The organism is Levilactobacillus yonginensis, from assembly GCF_964065165.1.
In the GTDB taxonomy this organism is placed as follows: domain Bacteria; phylum Bacillota; class Bacilli; order Lactobacillales; family Lactobacillaceae; genus Levilactobacillus; species Levilactobacillus yonginensis_A.
This window is the reverse complement of sequence record NZ_OZ061549.1, coordinates 2,357,204-2,374,489: the sequence shown is the minus strand read 5'-3', so window position 1 is coordinate 2,374,489 and position 17,286 is coordinate 2,357,204. Positions and strand designations below refer to the sequence as shown.

Genomic DNA, 17,286 nt, shown 5'->3' with positions numbered 1-17,286 from the left:
CCTCAGCTGATTTTTACTTAAAATTCATTTGGCAAACGAACCAGTGTCCACTATTTCAGTCAAAGACGTTAGCCAGCAAGTGTTGTTGTTGCATGACCCACTGGGTCGAGAGGTCCATGGCGGCCCGACAAGCCCGCGTCTTGTCCAACGCATTCAGCATGACAAAATCATGGACCATCCCCTGGAACCGGACCTGCGTGACCGCCACCCCCACCTGGCGAAGACGACAAGCATAGGCTTCGGCCTCATCTCTAGTCACATCCGCTTCTGCCGTCAAAATCATGGCGGCCGGTAATTCGACCAGCTCTGACTGATCTGCCTTTAGCGGAGCCACCGTACTTTTCTCCCGGTCTTCCGAGTCAGGTGCATACTGGTCCCAGAACCACTGCATCCCGGCGCTAGCTAAGCCGTAGCCCTCACCAAATTCTTGATACGAAGCCGTTTCGAAGTCCGTATCAGTTACTGGGTAATACAACAACTGACCAGTAATCCTGGGACCCTTCCGCTGCTTGGCCATCAGGGTCATCACGGTGGCCAAATTACCGCCAACGCCGTCCCCAGCTACAATCAGATGGCTAGCATCCCACAGGCCGTGGGCTGCCGCCGTTTGGCAGAGAACCGCATAATTTTGCTCAATTGCCGTGGGATACTGAGCCTCCGGCGCCAATGAATAATCTGGAAAAATGACCACTGAATGCGTCCTAACCGCCAACTCACGAATTAATTTATCATGTGTGTGACTGTCTCCGAAGACCCACCCACCACCGTGAATGTAAAAGATCACAGGCAACCGGCCAAATGCCCCAATTGGCCGAATGTAGCGAACGTTAATGATACCCCATTCACCAGTGTCACAAGGTTCATCTTCAATCGTCACCTCGTCCTTAGCAATGGGCCGGTCCTGAAAATCACTTAACAGTTGCCGACCAGCATCCGGAATCAACTCATACGAGCGCGGGTGGGCACTATTGTCCTCACAAACCGCTACCGCAGCTGGTTCTAAAGAAAGTCGTTCCCCCATGTCACAGTCCTCCTCTTTGAAATCCCCAAAAACTAGCGTTACTCATTTATACCCTGAATCGCCAGTCAATCCAATCGAAGGCCCTGCATAATCGTTTAATAGTTAAACCACCTAACCACGTTCTAGCACAATTGGTACTCGGGGAAACACACGTTTTAAGAAGCCAAAATTGGCGATAAGAAAAGGCCTGAGACGCTTGTCCCAGACCTTCTTCGTTTTAACCAACCAGTTCATCTCGTTAAAACATGCGCCACAAAGCAACTAAGTACCTTGTGCCTTAATTTTTCTAGTTTATGCTGGCAGGACGCTGACACCTTCTGGCACCATGAAGTCCTTTTGAACCAACGTTAATTTACCAGTCTGAGCGTCCCGTTGATACAACGTGGCGTTGTCAGAATTTTGGTTAACCACTAAGACTAAGCTCTGATCAGCCGTCCAGTTGAAGTCTCGTGGGAAGTCACCTTCCGTGGAAATCCGCTGAACTAACGTCAGACTACCATCTTCAGCCGTCGCAAAGACTGCCAAAGAATTATTGCCCCGGTTAGACACGTAAACGAACCGACCATCGGCACTTAGTCGAATGGCAGCGGCACCGTTGTGAGCGGTCCAATCTTCCGGGATCGTTGATGTAATTTCCTTAACAGCAAACTGGCCAGCAGCGGCATCATAGCTCAACGTAGCCACGTTACTACTCAATTCACCGACCAAGTAGGCAACGTGTTTTTTGTCATCAAACACGATGTGCCGGGGACCATAACCAGCTGGTAAGTCTAATTGGCTAACAGCTGAAAGTTTACCCTCAGCTGACACATCATACAGGTAAACCTTGTCAGAGCCCAAATCACAAACGACCAACCGCTGGTCTGGCGTAAGGTCTGCAAAATGAGGGTGTGGACCGTCAGCTTGTTCTGGGGCTGGCCCGACTGGATCTTGATCAATCACCTTATCAGTTAGCGTCAGGGTACCATCGGCAGCGATGGCGTAGACCGTTACAGCAGCCGTATGGTAATTAGCCGTAAAGACTAATTGGCGAGCTTCGTCGACCGCCACGTAGGCTGGTGAGGACCCAATATCCAAGACTTGTTGAATTGCCCGTGGCTTTTCTTCTGAAACATCATAGATAATCAGGCCACCGTGTGTGGTCCCATCAGTTTCCTTTTTGTTGATGACGTATAACCGTTGCGCTTTGGCCTTTGCAATGTAAGTTGGGCTTCCGGCTGACGCCAGCCATTCGCAATCCATGAGCTTAGGTGTGGCCGTGTCAACGCTGACCCGGTAGATTCCGCGGCTAATTCGCTTGGTGTAAGTCCCAATATAAAACTCTTCCGTCATATGTGCTGCCCCTTTCAACTTAACAAGATATCACTCCTAAGTATAGCACAGCTGATTGGCCTACACCGATTAAGTCACTGGTAACTGCACGCAAAGACCGTTACAATGGGAATAAATCATTTTTTGAAAGGACCCACTATCCATGTCTAGTTTCGAAGGGTATCATCCCCTCTTGACCCCCTTATTTCGTTTCGACTGGCTCACCCGTTTCAATTTAAAGAACGTTGCCGACCTTGCCAACGAGGACCTGGCGGCCACAGCTGAATGGGTCAACACCACCATGCACGATACCATGAGCCGTACCGCCTTAACGTGGGGTATCGAACGGCGCCAGACCCATAAGCTAGTCGGTTGGGCAGGTTTCACTGCCTTAGACCTCACCACCCACAAGGGTCAGATTCGGTTTATTGGCAAACGACTCCCTGTGACGGAGCAACAAGAAATCGTTGACCGGCTAGTTAACTTTGGGCGCGACGAGCTTCAGCTCACGACACTGAAATTAACTGCTCCCGAACGCCTAGACGACGTCGTATTGGTGGCTGCTGGTTTCACGCAAACCACTGATGGCCCTTGGACCTGGCACAAGTAATATGGCTATCATTAATCATGATTCTTTACTAGTTGCAACAACAGGCCGTCAGTAGAACAGAAACTCTCAACTGAATAAAGCCCAAAAAGGTTCCCAGACAACTTGTCTGAGAACCTTTTTTGTCCCGAACATCTATAGTCGAAACGTGTGACATAAGACGTTGACTAGCGTCCTTAGCTAACCTAAACCTAGACCAGAGCACCTTTTAAGCTAACGGACCTTTGTGGCTTAAAAGCAAACGAGAAGCCCGCCCTTTGACTAAAGGTTCAGGTCCCTGGCCACCAGAGCGCAACGACGCACCTGAATCTACTCCTCGTTCACTCGTAAGTTAAGTTCCTCGGCAATCTCAAAGGATTCACTGTGGTAGGCATCGTGAACCCCTAGATAGTAACAGCCCAAGCTCCCCAGCGTTACCAAGACAAAGTCCCACGGATAGGCTGCAAAGCCAATACCGCCAAACTCATGACTCCCGATCAACGACATAATCGTCAGCCAGATCATTTCTGCTAGTAACCAGCGACTTCCCTTTAGACTTGCACGTAAAGCGTACCAGCCTGCCGGTTGTCGTACTTCATAATAAACGTAGAAAACTAGTCCCAGGGCAATGACCCCAAAAACTTCAATAGTGGTTGGCCACTTAGCCCAATAAATGGCTAGACTAGCCAAAATGTATGCCAGTGGTGACCACCAGTGTACCGCATGGAGGCGAAATGGCCGAATAAAGTTGGGCGCTTGGCGCCGCAACGCCGTCACCGTGACTGGCCCCGTCAGGTAAGCAATCAGCGTAGACGTCGAAATCACGTTGGATAGTGCACTCCAATTCCGAAATCCAGCGACCAGTACGACCCCTAGCAACAGGTTGACGACCATGGCCCGCCGCGGCGTCTGATACTTGCGGTTAACTTCACCCAATTTGGTCGGCATGTGCTTGCTCCCAGTCATGGCAGCTAACGCCCGACTAGTAGTGGCCACGAAGGAAACGCCAGTTCCAAACGGCGACACGAATGCGTCCAGATACAGCAGTGTCGACAGCCAACCTAAGTTTAATAGAATCGCAATGTCTGCGAATGGCGACTGGAAGTTCACACCGTGCCAACCATGGGCGAGGTTCCCAGCAGGAACGGCCCCAATGAAGGCCACCTGGAGCATCGTATAAATAATGGCACTGATACCAAAAGCAATCACAATGCTCCAAAAAATATTTTTCTCCGGATGTTCAATTTCATTTCCCATGTTAATGGTCGTTTGAAAGGCATTGTAGGAAAAGATGATTCCCGCAGCTGTGGTTGCTGAGAAGATTGACGCGCTACCACTTGGCATGAACCCCGCCGCGTGGGCAAAGTTTTGGGTCTCAAAACCCGTCCAGATCAACACGATAATGGTCAACGTTGGAATCAATAATTTAAACATCGAAATAAAACTGGTGAACCGGGTCAGCAACTTGACTGACCAAAAGTTTAAGAGGGTGAAAGCCAAGATAAAGAGAAAGACAATGACTAATCCTTCGTTGGTAATATTACCAGCTTTAAGAAACCCCCGCGTCCAATTAGCCCAACTCCAGGGCCAGGAACTCATGTACTGCACCGCCGCCACGGCTTCGATCGGAATAATCGTCAGGAGTGACAACCAATTCGACCAACCGGCGACAAACCCCAGTAACGGACCATGTGAAAAAGCGGCGTATTGACTCATCCCACCGCTCGTCGGGAACATGGTCCCTAATTCAATGTAATTTAATGCAATCAGGCCAATCACAACGGCCCCCAATATCCAGGATAGAATTGAAGCAGGTCCTGCAATCTGAGCAGCCATCCCCGCGCCGAATAGCCAGCCGGACCCAATGATGGCGCTCAGCGTTAACATGATCAAAGAAAATAAACTCATTTTGCGCTTCATGCCAGTTTCCTCACTTTCACAGAGATGTTTGTCCCATTGTACACTACGTCCCCGCCAAAATGTTAAGAATCCTGGAATTCCATTAGAAGAATTGACCGACGTAATAGTGAATAAACATCGTAATGATACCGACAATGACGTTACGAATAATGGCTGTTTTAACTAACCCGTGTCCCAGCTTAGCGCTCAGGTATCCCGTCAACGTTACGGATAACAGCACGGCCACAATGGTCGCTGGCCATTGCGTTGCCGCCGGGAATAGTGTCATGGCAACCAGTGGGAACGTGCCTCCTAGTGAAGCAGCAATCAGTGAAGAAAAGGCTGCATCCCAAGGATTCATGTAGTGCCCCAACTGAATATCTTCCTTGACATTGACCACCGTAGCCAATGCATCCTTGTGCATCAGATCCTGTGCAATCGCCAAAGACGTTTCGGGCGTAACGCCCCGTTCCTCATAGAACTTTTGAACAGCAGCCTGTTGATCAGCGTAGTTACTCTGCAACAAAGCCTGTTCCTTGGCCACTGCAGCTTTTTCAGTGTCCTTTTGTGTACTAACCGAAGCGTACTCACCAGAAGCCATCGAAAACGCACAAGCTAGTAGGTCAGACAATCCCGCAATAAAAATCGTAAATTGGTTAGTCGTGGCAGCGGCAACACTGAACAATACACCAACGACGGTTAGAATCCCATCATTAGAACCGAGCACACCAGCCCGCAACGTGTTTAATTTTTCATCCATAGTTTGGTGTTGCTTTTGTTTCTTCTGTTTTTTTTCGTGAACCTCTTCGTTTACTTCCATCTTCGAACCCCCCTAGGCAAATAGATGGCCGATGCCGTAGGTTACGAGCATCGTTAAAATTCCAGCGATTACGTTCCGCATAGTCCCGTTGCGGCGATTGGCGTTCCCCAACGTAGCGGCCACGTAGCCGGTAATCGACAACGCAATCACCACTGCAATAAACGTTCCGAGAATCCGCCAGTCTTTTGGTAACAGGCTAATTGACACCAAAGGCAAGATTGACCCAGTTGGAAAAGAGATCATGGAAGCAATCGCTGCTGAAAATGGGTTGGTATACTCACCAACGTTAAATCCAAACCGCTCCCGAACGCTAGCCTTAAGTGGATCATTGGCCATCATTTCCTTAGTAGCCTGAGTTGCCAATTCCGGCTTGATGCCACTCGCGATGTATTTTTCTCGGATGAAATCAACCTCACCTTGATAATCGTCGTCCAATGCCGCGGTCTGCGTTTCAATCGCTTTGCGCTGCGCATCCTTTTGCGTGTTGACGGAGACATACTCCCCCATTGCCATGGACACCGTACCAGCAATCATACCGGCAATGCCAGAAATAAAGATTGCAAAACTACTAGTGGCCGCCCCAGCAACCCCCACAACGATCCCAGCAACGGACAGGATACCATCGTTAGCACCCATCACGCTCGCCCGTAAAACATTGATTCGTTGGGCCAGTGTCGCCGGCTTCTTATTTCTTTTCATCATATCTACCCCCTGAATTTACACACAAACTGTTCCCATCTATCTTAACACGTGTTGTAAATAAAAGTTTGGGACAACAAACAATTTCTGAGTAATTTAGAATCGTTATTACTTAACAACAAATCCATTGTACTCTTTGACCGCCCAAAGTAAATGATCATGATTAAAAAATTTCATTTTAATGACAAATAATTCTAAAGTAAGCAGAACACTGGCACTCTCGTCAAAATGTGGTTTAATAGAGTCAAACTAGATTCATTCTAAAAAGGAGGGAAAACCTTGGCTAGTCAGCAACAACTTTTAAATCAGGCCCTACAGACCCTGAAGGAACACCACGTCCGGGTGACCCCGCAACGTCAAATCATCTTAACTTACTTGGTGACTCACCATAACCATCCAGCTGTCGAAACCATCTTCGCAGCATTGGCTGAGCAACTACCTAACCTCAGTATGGCCACGGTCTACAACACGTTAAATTTATTAGTCGACCTGGGCATCGTCATTGAACTTCCCAATGACAAAGGTGGCATTCGCTACGACTTCTATGGTCGTCCCCACTACCATGTTATCTGTGAAAACTGCGGTAAAATTACGGATGTCTTCACCCCCGCCTTCGATCAAATTGAAGCGACCCTGAACGCGGAAGCAAAAAAACAAACGGGTTACCTGATTACCAGTAACCACGTCGAAGTCTACGGGCTGTGTCCAGAGTGTCAGCAAAAGCTCCACATCGACCCGACCCGGCAAACTTGGGCAGCCGAAAAGTAACCGGCACCATCCTACCCAGAGCGGCATTTCTCCCATTTGGTGGAATGTCGTTTTTTGACTTGCTATAAAGCCCGGTCTAACAATATTACAAGGACGTTACAGGTGTCGTAAAGTTTTAATCTATTTGAAAACACGGCGAACAAACGCCGCGGTACTCGTTATTACCATCGTAATATAGGCTCTGAGGCCCCGTGTGGCGGTTGTCTAGGCGTCTAATAATGTTTATAGTTGATAACGAATGATAAATAAGTCGAGTAAACGACCCACTAGAGGGTCCCTTAAATTTAGAAAAGAAAGTACGAGGATGATTAGGGTGAAAATGCACAAAGTCGTTTTAACTGCAGTGGCCGCACTAGGGGCTATCGGTATTTTTGGTGCCACGTCAATGACAACTGCTGACGCTGCATCGTCAAAGGTCAATAACTATATTAGTAGCAAGAAAATCAAGCCTGCTAAAGTAACTAAGAGCATTTGGAGTGGCTTTCCTAAGAACAAGTATCGTCATGGTAAAGGCAAACCAGAAGGGGTCGTCGTTCACGAAACGGCCAACCCATCTTCAACCATTTATAACGAAATTGCTTACATGAAGCGTAACTATAACAACGCCTTCGTTCACAGTTTCGTTGATGGTTCTCGAATCATCAACATTGCTAACACTGATTACTTAGCTTGGGGGGTTGGTTACCCTGGTAACGCCCGCTATGTTCAATTTGAACAAGTTGAAGTTCACAGTAAGTCCGCCTTTGCCCACGAGATTGCTAATGCCTCTTGGTACACGGCTTATCTTCTGAACAAGTACAACTTAAAGCCTAACGATGCCGCTTACGACTACAAGGGAACTGTTTGGTCCCATAAGGCCGTAGCTCACAAGCTTGGTGGTTCAACGCATACCGACCCAATCGGTTACTACGCCTCTGCTGGTAAGAGGTACTTTGGTCAAAAGTACACCATGGCCGCCTTTTACAAGATGGTCAAAATGTATTACAACGACATGAACTCAACTAAGCATACGAAGATGACCAGTGCAACCTACAAGTCCGTTGACCAGGAAGCCAAGTTGAGCAGCAAGTACACCAAGTACTACCTGTACAACCACGTCAAGGGTGCCAACAAGAACGCCAAGCGTCAAAGTTGGTCCAAGATTTCGCCTAAGGTTGGTAAATCTTACAGCGTCGACATGACTGCTAAGAAGAGCAACGGTTCCATGTGGTACCGGATCAAGCCTTCTAAGAACACGACCAGTAAGACCCGTTACTGGGTTTACTCTGGTAATCTGACGAACATTCAAGACGTTGTCACGGAGACGGCCAACGCTAGTGCCAGTTCTGAAAGCAACGCGGCTAATAGTTCAAGTGCTACTGAATCCTCTGTTAGTTCTTCTAGCACTAGCTCAGTAAGTAGCAGCAACTAAATTTAACATTCCTAGCGACCATCCACTGTTTGGATGGCCGTTTTTTATTCTTAAATGTAAAAGTGATTGCTAAAACACGCGAAAATGACCGCTCCGGCGGTCAGGGGTGGGGGCGGCCGTGGGGACGCTTCAGCCTGAGAACCGGGCTTCTCGCTCGCTTTGAAGCCAGGACAGCCCATCTGTCTTCAAAGTCGCCCATGCCGTAAGCTAGTAGACCACTAGCTAACGCCATTTTCACGGCCGGCCCCACCCCTGACCACCTCCGCTTTGACTGAACACTGCCACCTTATCAGTGCGGACCGACACACTCAATGGCATCAATACTAATTGACATTGTCATCAAAGGCCACTGCACTGCCATAAGCTTTAAATTGATTGCCTACAAAAAGGTCGTCGACACCTCTCATTTGAGATTATCGACGACTACTTTAATCATATTTTATAACTCTTAAACATCCCACTAGAGCCAACCAGCCAGTGATCATACTAACCATTGTAAACGACCTATCAGTTTACACTATGTTAGCGTAGGCGGCCCAGGACGGGGCCAACCGTGAAAGTGGTGTTAATTGGCAGTTTTTTTGCCAATTTACAGCACGGGCGAGCTTGGAGACACGTGGGCCCCGTGGCTTCAAGTCGAGCGAGAAGCCCGCTCTTTGGCTGAAGCGTCCCCCACAGCTGGCCCCGTCTTGAACCGCCGGAGCAAGCCGAGTCTAAGCATCAACTAGTTACTCACCCTGGTTAGCTTTATCAGCACGCTTACGCTGACCAGCTACGGCGCGGGTCATGACCCAAGTCGTAATTGGCACGGTCAAAATAACACTGACCATGGCAAACAAAATCATCAAGATTTCTGAAACAAGGATTTTATCATTTAGGATTTCACCGAACGAGTAATGGACGCCGGTAAACCAGATAAACAGTGCTAGGAATCCACCAAAGAACCCAAAGAACAAGGTATTAAACGTCGTACCAATGATTTGCTTACCGACGGCGATACCATCACCCATCAGGGCCTTTAAACCCACCTGAGGATGCTGCTCAAGGATTTCACTAAGACCAGCAGCAATTGCCATAGCTGCCTCTGCAATCGCCCCTAGCGTGCTTAGAATAGCCGTAGCGGTGGTTACCTGTACAAAGCTGATCCCCACCAAGACGGATAATCCCTCAAGGTCTTCACTATCTTCTGGTCCGAACCCTTGAACGAGGGCCCACTGTTCCACTGGGACAATAACCACGACCAGGACGACTAGCACCACCGCTGACGCGATGAAGGCCACTGTGCTGGATAAGTCATCCCCACTACTCATGAAGATGGTCAAGGCCAACACCAGCATCCCCGTCACCAGGGTGACAATCAGTGGCGAGAAGTGAAATGCCACCAGAACGATTGCTAGGAACAACAGACTAAAGTTGAGAAGCAATGCTAGAAATGACTGCGCCCCCGCTTTACCACCGACTAAAATCATCAAAATTAACAGAATTAATCCCAAGGTACTGATCGTACTCATGCAATCACCTTCTTCGCCATGAATCGACTAGCTAGGAAGCTGGCCAATGGAACTGCCAGCACGATACCGATCCCACTGATCAGGCTTTGAACGACGCCCATCGACATATTCATTGAGAAGGTGTAGCCCCAACTATTCCCATTTTTTAAGTACAGCATGGCCATTGGAAAGGTATCAGCTACGAAGATAAAGAATAGCACGTTAATCAGTGGCCCCATAATTGTACTCCCAATCTGCCGACCTGATTTAAATACTTGATTGGCGGACAGCTCCGGCCGTTCACGCTTCAACGCAAAGAGTGATGAGATAATATCCGTGGACTCGTCCATGACCGCTCCTAGGGAGCCCAAAAGGGTCTCTGCCAGAAACAGTGGTCGAGGCAACTGCGTCACGTACTGCATGGATTCGTAGTACATCCCCCGCTCATGTGTGAAATGAAAGACCAACAGTGCCACGACAATTGAAAAAGCCGTTCCACCCAACGTAGTCGCCAACGTAATCACCATTTGCCGGTTTGCGCCTAACACCAACCACAATGTGAGGGTGGCAAACACAATGGCCAAACTCCCGAAGATCCACAGCACCTGTGCCCCCTGAGTTGAGCCATTCAAAAGAATCGCAATCAAAAACAGCACCCCATTAGCTGCAACACTAAGGAAGGCCATGAACCCACTGAATTGCATAATTAAGAGCAGTAACGCCACGACGACCCAAATCATAGTCAGTAAGGGCGTGTCCCGTTTCACATCCTTAGCTGTTGCCGTTAACTTTTGACCAGTGTGTTGATGAACGACCACAAATAGTTGGCTCCCAACGTGATAACGCTGATCCATCGCACCAGATTGTGAATAGGTGTTCGTCACCGTCAACGGCCGTCCCCGGAAAGACCCGTTCAAGATGTGGCCGGTCAATATCTGTTTCACCTGATAATCTTGATTGTGAAAATCATCAGTCTCTTTCGTTGCCCGCCCCGTTTTAACCTGGGTGACCTTCATAATGGGATCATGATAGAGACCAGCATTGTGCTGTGTTCCCCATACCAGGAGACCCCCGATGACTAGCGCTAGAAGCCAGAGCCATCCCTGCACCCGTTTCTCTCTCATCACTTGCATGTTCCCCGTCCCTTCTTACGCCATTTACCGAATTAATTCCAATATACCACTTTCCGTGGGGTCTCCAGGGCTGGATAAAAAATTTTAAGCAAATCACAGCAAACGCGGCCCGTCAACGCTAATAGGCAGTCTGAAATTGCTTAATCCCGCGAGGGGCTTGCATTTTGTGAGAATATCCAGTAGAATAACACACGATTGTTATTTTAATTAAGCGAGGGTTTTTACAATGAGAAAAGCACATCCAAATGGCGTTCAAGGCCGTCGGAAGGTTAACCGTAAAAAGGACCGGAAGCGACGCGACGAAATTTCAGACTTACAACGTTGGTTAAAGAACAAGAAGTAGTCTGACGCCTTTACTAGAAAAGTCACTGACACTGTCAGTGGCTTTTTTGTTTGCTCAAAAAGCATAAAGGGGTTCCTGGCCAGTGACTGGTTGACCAGGAACCCCTATTTTGAGGATATAATTGCAAAACCAGATGCTACTTAGTCGACCACTAACACGCTGGTCTTAGAGTGATGAACCACGTAACTAGTGGTGGAACCCATGATTGCCCGGCCAATGCCATGTGCCCCTGAACGACCAATCACCGTCAACGTCGTTCCTAATTCTGCGGGTAAGGTTTGTGCGATGGTTGGCTTTGGTAACCCAACTTTAAAGCTCGTCTCGACTGCCACGCCCTGTGCTTCGACTTCCGTTACGGCACTCTCCAAAAACTTCGCAGCGTCTTCCTTAAAGTGCGTGACGATTTCGCTACCAAATTCTGCACCGTAGTGGGCGTAAGTCTGATCACTGGCGACGGACACGATGAACAGTTTGGAACCGAGTTGCTTAGCCAAGTTGGTAGCCTCCACCAACGCAGCGTGGGCGTTCTTGCTCCCATCCATTGGTACTAAAATCCGTTCATACATAATATCCCGTCCTTTCCATAGTAAACCATCTAGGTGATATCGCTTTCAACACCTTAATCATACCAATTCTTTCGACCGCATAAAAGACCTTTGCGTCATTTTTCACGATTTAATTTATTCCTGAAAATCTTGGGAATATCATCACCCGCATAATCAGTACTTTGTGGTAAGATAAGTCGAGTAAATCAATCACTGAGGGATGGATATAAAATGAAAAAGTTTCTGTTGGGCGCCCTAGGACTCTTAGCTTTGACCCTAGCCGGCTGCTCTAGTAACCAGCTCACCACCAATAAAAGCAGTTATCACCCAACCGCACTGACCGCTGTGGTAAAAGGTAATGCCAAGTCTAAAACGGTCAACTACCAAATCGATGGTGGTCGGAAACAAAAGGCCGAGGTTAACGGTGGCACCTACTTCTTCCAAGTTCCAACCGCGACCAAGGACCAACAAGTCAAAATTACTGCCGGAACGGCACACAAAACCGTTTCGGTGAAGCACGTCACTGCCTTAGGTAACTACAAAAAATTCGCAGCAAAGTACAATCAAATGGTGATTGCTACCCACTTACCAGCAAAGGTTCAAAAGCAATTAGCTAGTGCGCAAAAGACCCAAGCTGCTACTAAAAAGAAGTTAGCTGCTCTTGCTCAGACGAACCCTACCGCAGCTGCCGCCGCCGTTCAAAAGCAACAAGCCGCTGCTAAGCAGCTTCAAGCACAGATGGCCACAGCCAAAAAAGCTGCTAAGGATGAGCTCTTGCCAACTGACACGACCGCTGGTGTGAAAAACCTGATCAGCACCAAAGCCGTTACCGTCCGGGGCAACGTTCAAGCTCGCAAGTTGATGGGTCTCGCACTGATCACGCCCACTAAACAAATGAAGACGAAAACTGGCCAAAAGGACTTTGGAACCACCTTCGCTCTGTTGGGCGGTTCACTCAACGCTAAACCTAAGTACGTGATCAAAAAGTTTGAAAAGGTCCTGAAAGATGCCAAAAAGAACAGTAGCTCTACGACGACCAAGACGATTCGGTCGAACGGCGTGCGGTTCAACACTGGTTTCTCCACCGATCATCTCTACATCTACATGACGAAGTAGCTTTGCTGGTGGGCGAACGTTGATTGCCGCTTCCGGTCGCCAGGGTGAATGCCTACTGTGTCGACGGTGTTAGCCGATTTTCAGCTTACCGCGTGGGACGTGTTTGGAGACTGGTGGTTTTTCCAGGATTCAAACCGGGCTGCAGGACCGCTTTTCAGGCCGCAGGCGTTCCCCACAGCAGGCAGAATCTCTGACAGCCGTAGGTGGATGGGTCAGACTAGTTTTAAGTCTATATCACCTTGCTATTCTTGGTTTGATAACAGTTTTCGACCTTTCAACCTTTAAAATAACTCTCTTAATCCGCTCATCCCCGCTACGTCAGTAGGATGAGCGGATTTTATTTTGCCAGCAACTAAGTTCCTTTCCCACCTTGATTTAGAAAACAAGCTGACCTTTCTTAATCACAGTGGATAAGCGCAATTGTTTTTATCCCCACCCGTCAGGCCGCATAATAACGGTATGCTGAGTTAGTGAAGAATGCTGGTCATTTTACCAGCAAATTGCACCAAATCGGCTGAATTCGTTTTCCTAGGGGGAGTTATCATGCAAAACGAAGAAAGAGTATTCGAAACATTTCTACGTCAATACCGCGAGATCTTTCGCGTACTGATCAATGCCGCTGAACAGGTGACGGGTCAGTACTCGGTCAGCTTTGAACAGTACCTGCTGTTGAAACAAATTCATGAGCAACGCAATATCACGCTGAGCGAACTGGCCGATTCGACCCGTACCACCCGTTCCGCGGCTGCTCGAAAATTACGGGCACTGCTGTTGGATGGTTTTGTTGAACAAGAGGCTAAGTTGGATGACCGCCGTGTGAAGTACCTGCGGCTAACGCCTAAGGGGGCGGCGATTGAAAATGACATTCGTCAGGCGTTCCTGCAGAGTGCAGCGGCTTGGGAACAAATTCCAACGAGCTTAACTGCTGGCGACATCAATGAATTCTTCACGCAATATCAGCAAAATATTGCTGTTTGGGATCGGACCCGGCCGAAATTCCAGCGACCCGTTCTCCGTACAAAACGGAAGGCACTGGGCGATAAGTAGGTCGTGACCCATCACAACAGAATAGAACCAACGTGAGTTAGTGGGCAACCTCGCTAGCTCACGTTTTGGTTTACCCACTAATCCAGTTGACCAACTAAAAACTGGGTGTCAAAAAAATTCCCTTTTCTCATCAAATGGTTTAACCTTTGAGGTAACACGAAAAATCAAGGAGGATTCCGTATGCGACTTAATCATTTCACGTCTGATGCTTCTGCCAGTGGCTCAACATCAGCGTTTCCCGTAGACGAAAGTAAACTGACCCAGGACTTCTATGACGCGGTCAACGGCAAGTGGGCTGAGCAGGCTACCATCCCCGCCGATCACGCCTCAACTGGTGGGTTCATGGACCTAGTCGACAATATCGAGCACACTCTGATGGCTGACTTTGCCGACCTCTTAGCGGGTAAGATGGCCCCCGCCAATTCCGAAATGGCCGAATTTAAAAAACTATACGCCCTAGCTAGCGACTTTGACCGGCGCGAAAACGATGGGACTGCCCCGCTAAAGCCTTGGCTGACTAAAATTGCCAACCTCAAGGATTTCACTGACTTGAATGCTCACTTAGTGGAATGGTACCAAAAGGGGCTTCCAGTGCCAATCGACCTGGGTGTAGAACCCGACATGAAGGACACTAGTCACTACGCCCTGTACGTTGACGCCCCTAGCCTGTTCTTGCCAGACAAGACTTACTACGCTAAAGACAACTCCGCAGCCAAGCAACTGATGCCCATCTTTACCCAGACGGCCGTCAAGCTCTTACAACTGGCGGGCTATGCCGAAGCCGAAGCCACGACCATCGTGGAACAAGCGAAAGACTTTGATGCTCAGATTGCCCCTCACGTAAAATTCGCTGAAGAATCAGCCGACTACGTCAAGATGTACAATCCATTCCCACTGAAAGACGTTGACGCCAAATTAGCTAATATTGACTTGACTGCCGCCATCAAGGGCGTTATTAACGATGTTCCTGAACAAGTTATCCTGCCCCAACCACTCTTCTTTGATGCAGCCAACGACATTCTGGCACCGGCTAACTTTGACGCCATTAAGAGCTGGATGCTGGTGAAGACCGTCCTATCTGCCAGTGGTGCTTTAACTGAAGAATTCCGGCAGGTTGGCGGGACGTATGGCCGGGCACTTTCCGGTCAGAAGCAAGCTCGTTCCCAGAAAAAAGCGGCTTACTACCTGGCCACTGGCACATTTGGTCAAGTTGTTGGTGACTACTATGGACGTAAATATTTTGGTGAAACAGCCAAGGAAGACGTCCGGCAGATGGTCCTCAAGATGACCCACGTTTACCAACAACGGTTAAAGACCAATGATTGGCTGAGTGCAGACACTCGTGAAAAGGCCATCGTGAAGTTGCAAAAGCTGACCATCAAAGTGGGCTACCCAGACTCTATCGACGCCCTCTACAGCAAGTTCAAGATTGACGAACAGGCTTCACTGTATGATAACCTGCAAACCATTACCGAAACCATCATTGCCAACCACTTCGGCCACTGGGGTCAACCCGTTGACCGGAAGAAGTGGGAGATGAGCGCCAATACAGTGAACGCCTACTACTCCCCTTCCAACAATGAAATCGTCTTCCCAGCTGCCATCCTGCAAGCACCATTCTACAGCCTCCAGCAATCTAGCAGTGCCAACTACGGGGGAATTGGGGCCGTCATCGCCCACGAAATTTCCCACGCCTTTGACAATAACGGTTCCCAATTTGATGAATTTGGGAACATCCACAATTGGTGGACGGAAGCCGACCTAGCCCACTTTAAGGACCTGGCTAAGGCGATGATCAGTGAATTTGATGGCATTGAATTTGCCGGTCAAAAGGTCAACGGCCAACTGACCGTTTCCGAAAACATTGCCGACGCCGGTGGTCTAAGCTGTGCCTTAGAGGCCGCTAAATCAAGCGATGACGTTGACCTCCGGGCGTTCTTCATCAATTGGGGCAACGTTTGGCGGATGAAAGCCACCACAGAATACATGCAACTACTGTTGTCGATCGACGTCCACGCTCCTGCTAAGTTACGGGCTAACGTTCAGGTCAAAAATCTCGACGACTTCTATACGACCTTCAATGTCCAGCCAGGTGACCAGATGTATTTGGCCCCTGCCGACCGTGTTAAGATCTGGTAGAACAGTAAAAATTAGTAAAACAAAAAGAGAGTGGGACAGAAGGCGGTTAGTCAATGAGCATTAACGTCGATAGACGAATAATCCCGATTTTGGATTGTTTGTCTATCGGGGTTAAGCGGAGTTGACTGCCTTTTGGCGCACGTTTCGACCATATACGTTCGGAGTGCAAAAAGGGTCTGGGACTTTTGTCCCAGACCCTTTTTTTACGTAATTAATCACAAATAGTTTAAGGGTCATAGCGCCTAGAAAGGCAATCTGTCTAACTAGTTAGCATCCGCTGTACTGTATAGCCATATGACCAACAAATACCAGACTCATTAATCCCCAAACAATCTGGACGGTGCTAAATCCACCCTGCACAACTCACCTAATCTAGCTGAGGCCTACCGCCGACTCACTCATCCAACTTGCTTGGTTGTTCCTGATAGCCATCCCGGACGTTCACATAGCGCGCCAGGACAAATAGATAATCTGACAGCCGGTTCAAGTATGTCAGAATAGGCGCCGCCAGCGGTTGTTGGCGATGCAACGCCACTGCGGATCGCTCTGCTCGACGCGCAACGGTGCGTGCCACCTGTAGCTGAGCACCGGCTTGCGAACCGCCTGGTAAAATGAACCCCTTCAGTTCCGGGACGCGGTCCACGTACCAGTCGATGCGTTCCTCCAAATTAGTCGTATCTGCAGCCGTCATTTTCGCATGCCGTTGAATACTCACGTCCGCTTCTAGCGTGTATAGTCGACGTTGAATTGTCATTAGTTCGGCCACAAGCGTTATGTGAGCATTGCCCAGACTAGCAATAACCACGCCCAAATATGACTGTAGTTCATCGATATCGCCAAGCATCACAATTTGAGCGTCCGTCTTTGGTACCATTCGGCCACTGACTTGTTTCGTCAATCCTTGATCACCTACACGCGTATAAATCTTCACGTTCTGCACCTCAATCTACGTCCTCAA

The 17,286-nt window shown here is 48.7% G+C and carries 15 protein-coding genes; 6 read left to right on the top strand and 9 right to left on the bottom strand.

The genetic code is table 11. The annotated features are described in order from the left end of the window. Positions 1-55: 55 nt before the first annotated feature. A complete protein-coding gene (locus AB3Y94_RS11000; protein ID WP_367296254.1) occupies positions 56-1,021 on the bottom strand; it encodes an alpha/beta hydrolase in 966 nt (321 codons plus the stop codon). A 291-nt stretch (positions 1,022-1,312) separates the two neighbouring features. Next, positions 1,313-2,353 (bottom strand): lactonase family protein, encoded by a 1,041-nt coding sequence (locus tag AB3Y94_RS10995; RefSeq protein WP_367296253.1) that lies wholly within the window; start codon positions 2,351-2,353, stop codon positions 1,313-1,315. A 142-nt stretch (positions 2,354-2,495) separates the two neighbouring features. On the opposite strand from AB3Y94_RS10995, the gene AB3Y94_RS10990 reads away from it, so the two are divergent. Continuing rightward, complete coding sequence (locus AB3Y94_RS10990; RefSeq protein WP_367296252.1) at positions 2,496-2,942, top strand: GNAT family N-acetyltransferase; 447 nt, start codon at positions 2,496-2,498, stop codon at positions 2,940-2,942. Between the two features lie 306 nt (positions 2,943-3,248). Here the strand turns inward: AB3Y94_RS10990 and AB3Y94_RS10985 are convergent, their stop codons facing one another. The 3 genes from AB3Y94_RS10985 to AB3Y94_RS10975 all read right to left on the bottom strand — a co-directional run bounded on the left by AB3Y94_RS10985 (position 3,249) and on the right by AB3Y94_RS10975 (position 6,336). Next, positions 3,249-4,838, bottom strand: a complete 1,590-nt coding sequence (locus AB3Y94_RS10985) for an APC family permease (protein WP_367296251.1) — start codon at positions 4,836-4,838, stop codon at positions 3,249-3,251. 82 nt (positions 4,839-4,920) lie between these two features. Next, on the bottom strand, positions 4,921-5,637 hold the full coding sequence (locus AB3Y94_RS10980) for a VIT family protein (RefSeq protein WP_367296250.1): 717 nt from the start codon (positions 5,635-5,637) through the stop codon (positions 4,921-4,923). 12 nt (positions 5,638-5,649) lie between these two features. After that, the gene (locus tag AB3Y94_RS10975; protein WP_367296522.1) at positions 5,650-6,336 is read right to left on the bottom strand and encodes a VIT family protein; all 687 of its coding nucleotides are present in this window, start codon (positions 6,334-6,336) and stop codon (positions 5,650-5,652) included. Between the two features lie 279 nt (positions 6,337-6,615). On the opposite strand from AB3Y94_RS10975, the gene AB3Y94_RS10970 reads away from it, so the two are divergent. Both AB3Y94_RS10970 and AB3Y94_RS10965 read left to right on the top strand, forming a co-directional pair. Further along, positions 6,616-7,104, top strand: coding sequence for a Fur family transcriptional regulator (locus tag AB3Y94_RS10970; protein ID WP_367296249.1), 489 nt, complete (start codon positions 6,616-6,618; stop codon positions 7,102-7,104). A 319-nt stretch (positions 7,105-7,423) separates the two neighbouring features. Then, positions 7,424-8,515 carry an N-acetylmuramoyl-L-alanine amidase family protein gene (locus AB3Y94_RS10965; RefSeq protein ID WP_367296521.1) on the top strand — a complete coding sequence of 364 codons (1,092 nt, stop codon included), beginning with the start codon at positions 7,424-7,426 and terminating at the stop codon, positions 8,513-8,515. A gap of 728 nt (positions 8,516-9,243) precedes the next feature. Here the strand turns inward: AB3Y94_RS10965 and AB3Y94_RS10960 are convergent. The 3 genes from AB3Y94_RS10960 to AB3Y94_RS10950 all read right to left on the bottom strand — a co-directional run bounded on the left by AB3Y94_RS10960 (position 9,244) and on the right by AB3Y94_RS10950 (position 12,047). Further along, positions 9,244-10,026, bottom strand: coding sequence for a YibE/F family protein (locus tag AB3Y94_RS10960; protein WP_367296248.1), 783 nt, complete (start codon positions 10,024-10,026; stop codon positions 9,244-9,246). After that, positions 10,023-11,138 carry a YibE/F family protein gene (locus tag AB3Y94_RS10955; RefSeq protein WP_367296247.1) on the bottom strand — a complete coding sequence of 372 codons (1,116 nt, stop codon included), beginning with the start codon at positions 11,136-11,138 and terminating at the stop codon, positions 10,023-10,025. The genes AB3Y94_RS10960 and AB3Y94_RS10955 overlap by 4 nt, the downstream gene beginning before the upstream one ends. 483 nt (positions 11,139-11,621) lie before the next feature. Beyond that, positions 11,622-12,047, bottom strand: a complete 426-nt coding sequence (locus tag AB3Y94_RS10950) for a universal stress protein (protein ID WP_125682094.1) — start codon at positions 12,045-12,047, stop codon at positions 11,622-11,624. 210 nt (positions 12,048-12,257) lie between these two features. Here AB3Y94_RS10950 and AB3Y94_RS10945 point away from each other — a divergent pair, with 210 nt between their 5' ends. The 3 genes from AB3Y94_RS10945 to AB3Y94_RS10935 all read left to right on the top strand — a co-directional run bounded on the left by AB3Y94_RS10945 (position 12,258) and on the right by AB3Y94_RS10935 (position 16,328). Then, complete coding sequence (locus AB3Y94_RS10945) at positions 12,258-13,142, top strand: hypothetical protein (protein ID WP_367296246.1); 885 nt, start codon at positions 12,258-12,260, stop codon at positions 13,140-13,142. A gap of 543 nt (positions 13,143-13,685) precedes the next feature. Continuing rightward, positions 13,686-14,189, top strand: coding sequence for a MarR family transcriptional regulator (locus AB3Y94_RS10940; RefSeq protein WP_125682098.1), 504 nt, complete (start codon positions 13,686-13,688; stop codon positions 14,187-14,189). A 180-nt stretch (positions 14,190-14,369) separates the two neighbouring features. After that, positions 14,370-16,328 carry a M13 family metallopeptidase gene (locus AB3Y94_RS10935; protein WP_367296245.1) on the top strand — a complete coding sequence of 653 codons (1,959 nt, stop codon included), beginning with the start codon at positions 14,370-14,372 and terminating at the stop codon, positions 16,326-16,328. Positions 16,329-16,722: 394 nt separating this feature from the next. Here AB3Y94_RS10935 and AB3Y94_RS10930 read toward each other — a convergent pair whose 3' ends face one another. Beyond that, positions 16,723-17,259, bottom strand: coding sequence for a cob(I)yrinic acid a,c-diamide adenosyltransferase (locus AB3Y94_RS10930; protein WP_367296520.1), 537 nt, complete (start codon positions 17,257-17,259; stop codon positions 16,723-16,725). Positions 17,260-17,286 lie beyond the last annotated feature (27 nt).

Coding starts and splice junctions, on each gene's coding strand:
- AB3Y94_RS11000 (WP_367296254.1), bottom strand. CDS start 1,021: ATGGGGGAACGACTTTCTTTAGAACCAGCTGCGGTAGCGGTTTGTGAG.
- AB3Y94_RS10995 (WP_367296253.1), bottom strand. CDS start 2,353: ATGACGGAAGAGTTTTATATTGGGACTTACACCAAGCGAATTAGCCGC.
- AB3Y94_RS10990 (WP_367296252.1), top strand. CDS start 2,496: ATGTCTAGTTTCGAAGGGTATCATCCCCTCTTGACCCCCTTATTTCGT.
- AB3Y94_RS10985 (WP_367296251.1), bottom strand. CDS start 4,838: ATGAAGCGCAAAATGAGTTTATTTTCTTTGATCATGTTAACGCTGAGC.
- AB3Y94_RS10980 (WP_367296250.1), bottom strand. CDS start 5,637: ATGGAAGTAAACGAAGAGGTTCACGAAAAAAAACAGAAGAAACAAAAG.
- AB3Y94_RS10975 (WP_367296522.1), bottom strand. CDS start 6,336: ATGAAAAGAAATAAGAAGCCGGCGACACTGGCCCAACGAATCAATGTT.
- AB3Y94_RS10965 (WP_367296521.1), top strand. CDS start 7,424: ATGCACAAAGTCGTTTTAACTGCAGTGGCCGCACTAGGGGCTATCGGT.
- AB3Y94_RS10960 (WP_367296248.1), bottom strand. CDS start 10,026: ATGAGTACGATCAGTACCTTGGGATTAATTCTGTTAATTTTGATGATT.
- AB3Y94_RS10955 (WP_367296247.1), bottom strand. CDS start 11,138: ATGCAAGTGATGAGAGAGAAACGGGTGCAGGGATGGCTCTGGCTTCTA.
- AB3Y94_RS10950 (WP_125682094.1), bottom strand. CDS start 12,047: ATGTATGAACGGATTTTAGTACCAATGGATGGGAGCAAGAACGCCCAC.
- AB3Y94_RS10945 (WP_367296246.1), top strand. CDS start 12,258: ATGAAAAAGTTTCTGTTGGGCGCCCTAGGACTCTTAGCTTTGACCCTA.
- AB3Y94_RS10940 (WP_125682098.1), top strand. CDS start 13,686: ATGCAAAACGAAGAAAGAGTATTCGAAACATTTCTACGTCAATACCGC.
- AB3Y94_RS10935 (WP_367296245.1), top strand. CDS start 14,370: ATGCGACTTAATCATTTCACGTCTGATGCTTCTGCCAGTGGCTCAACA.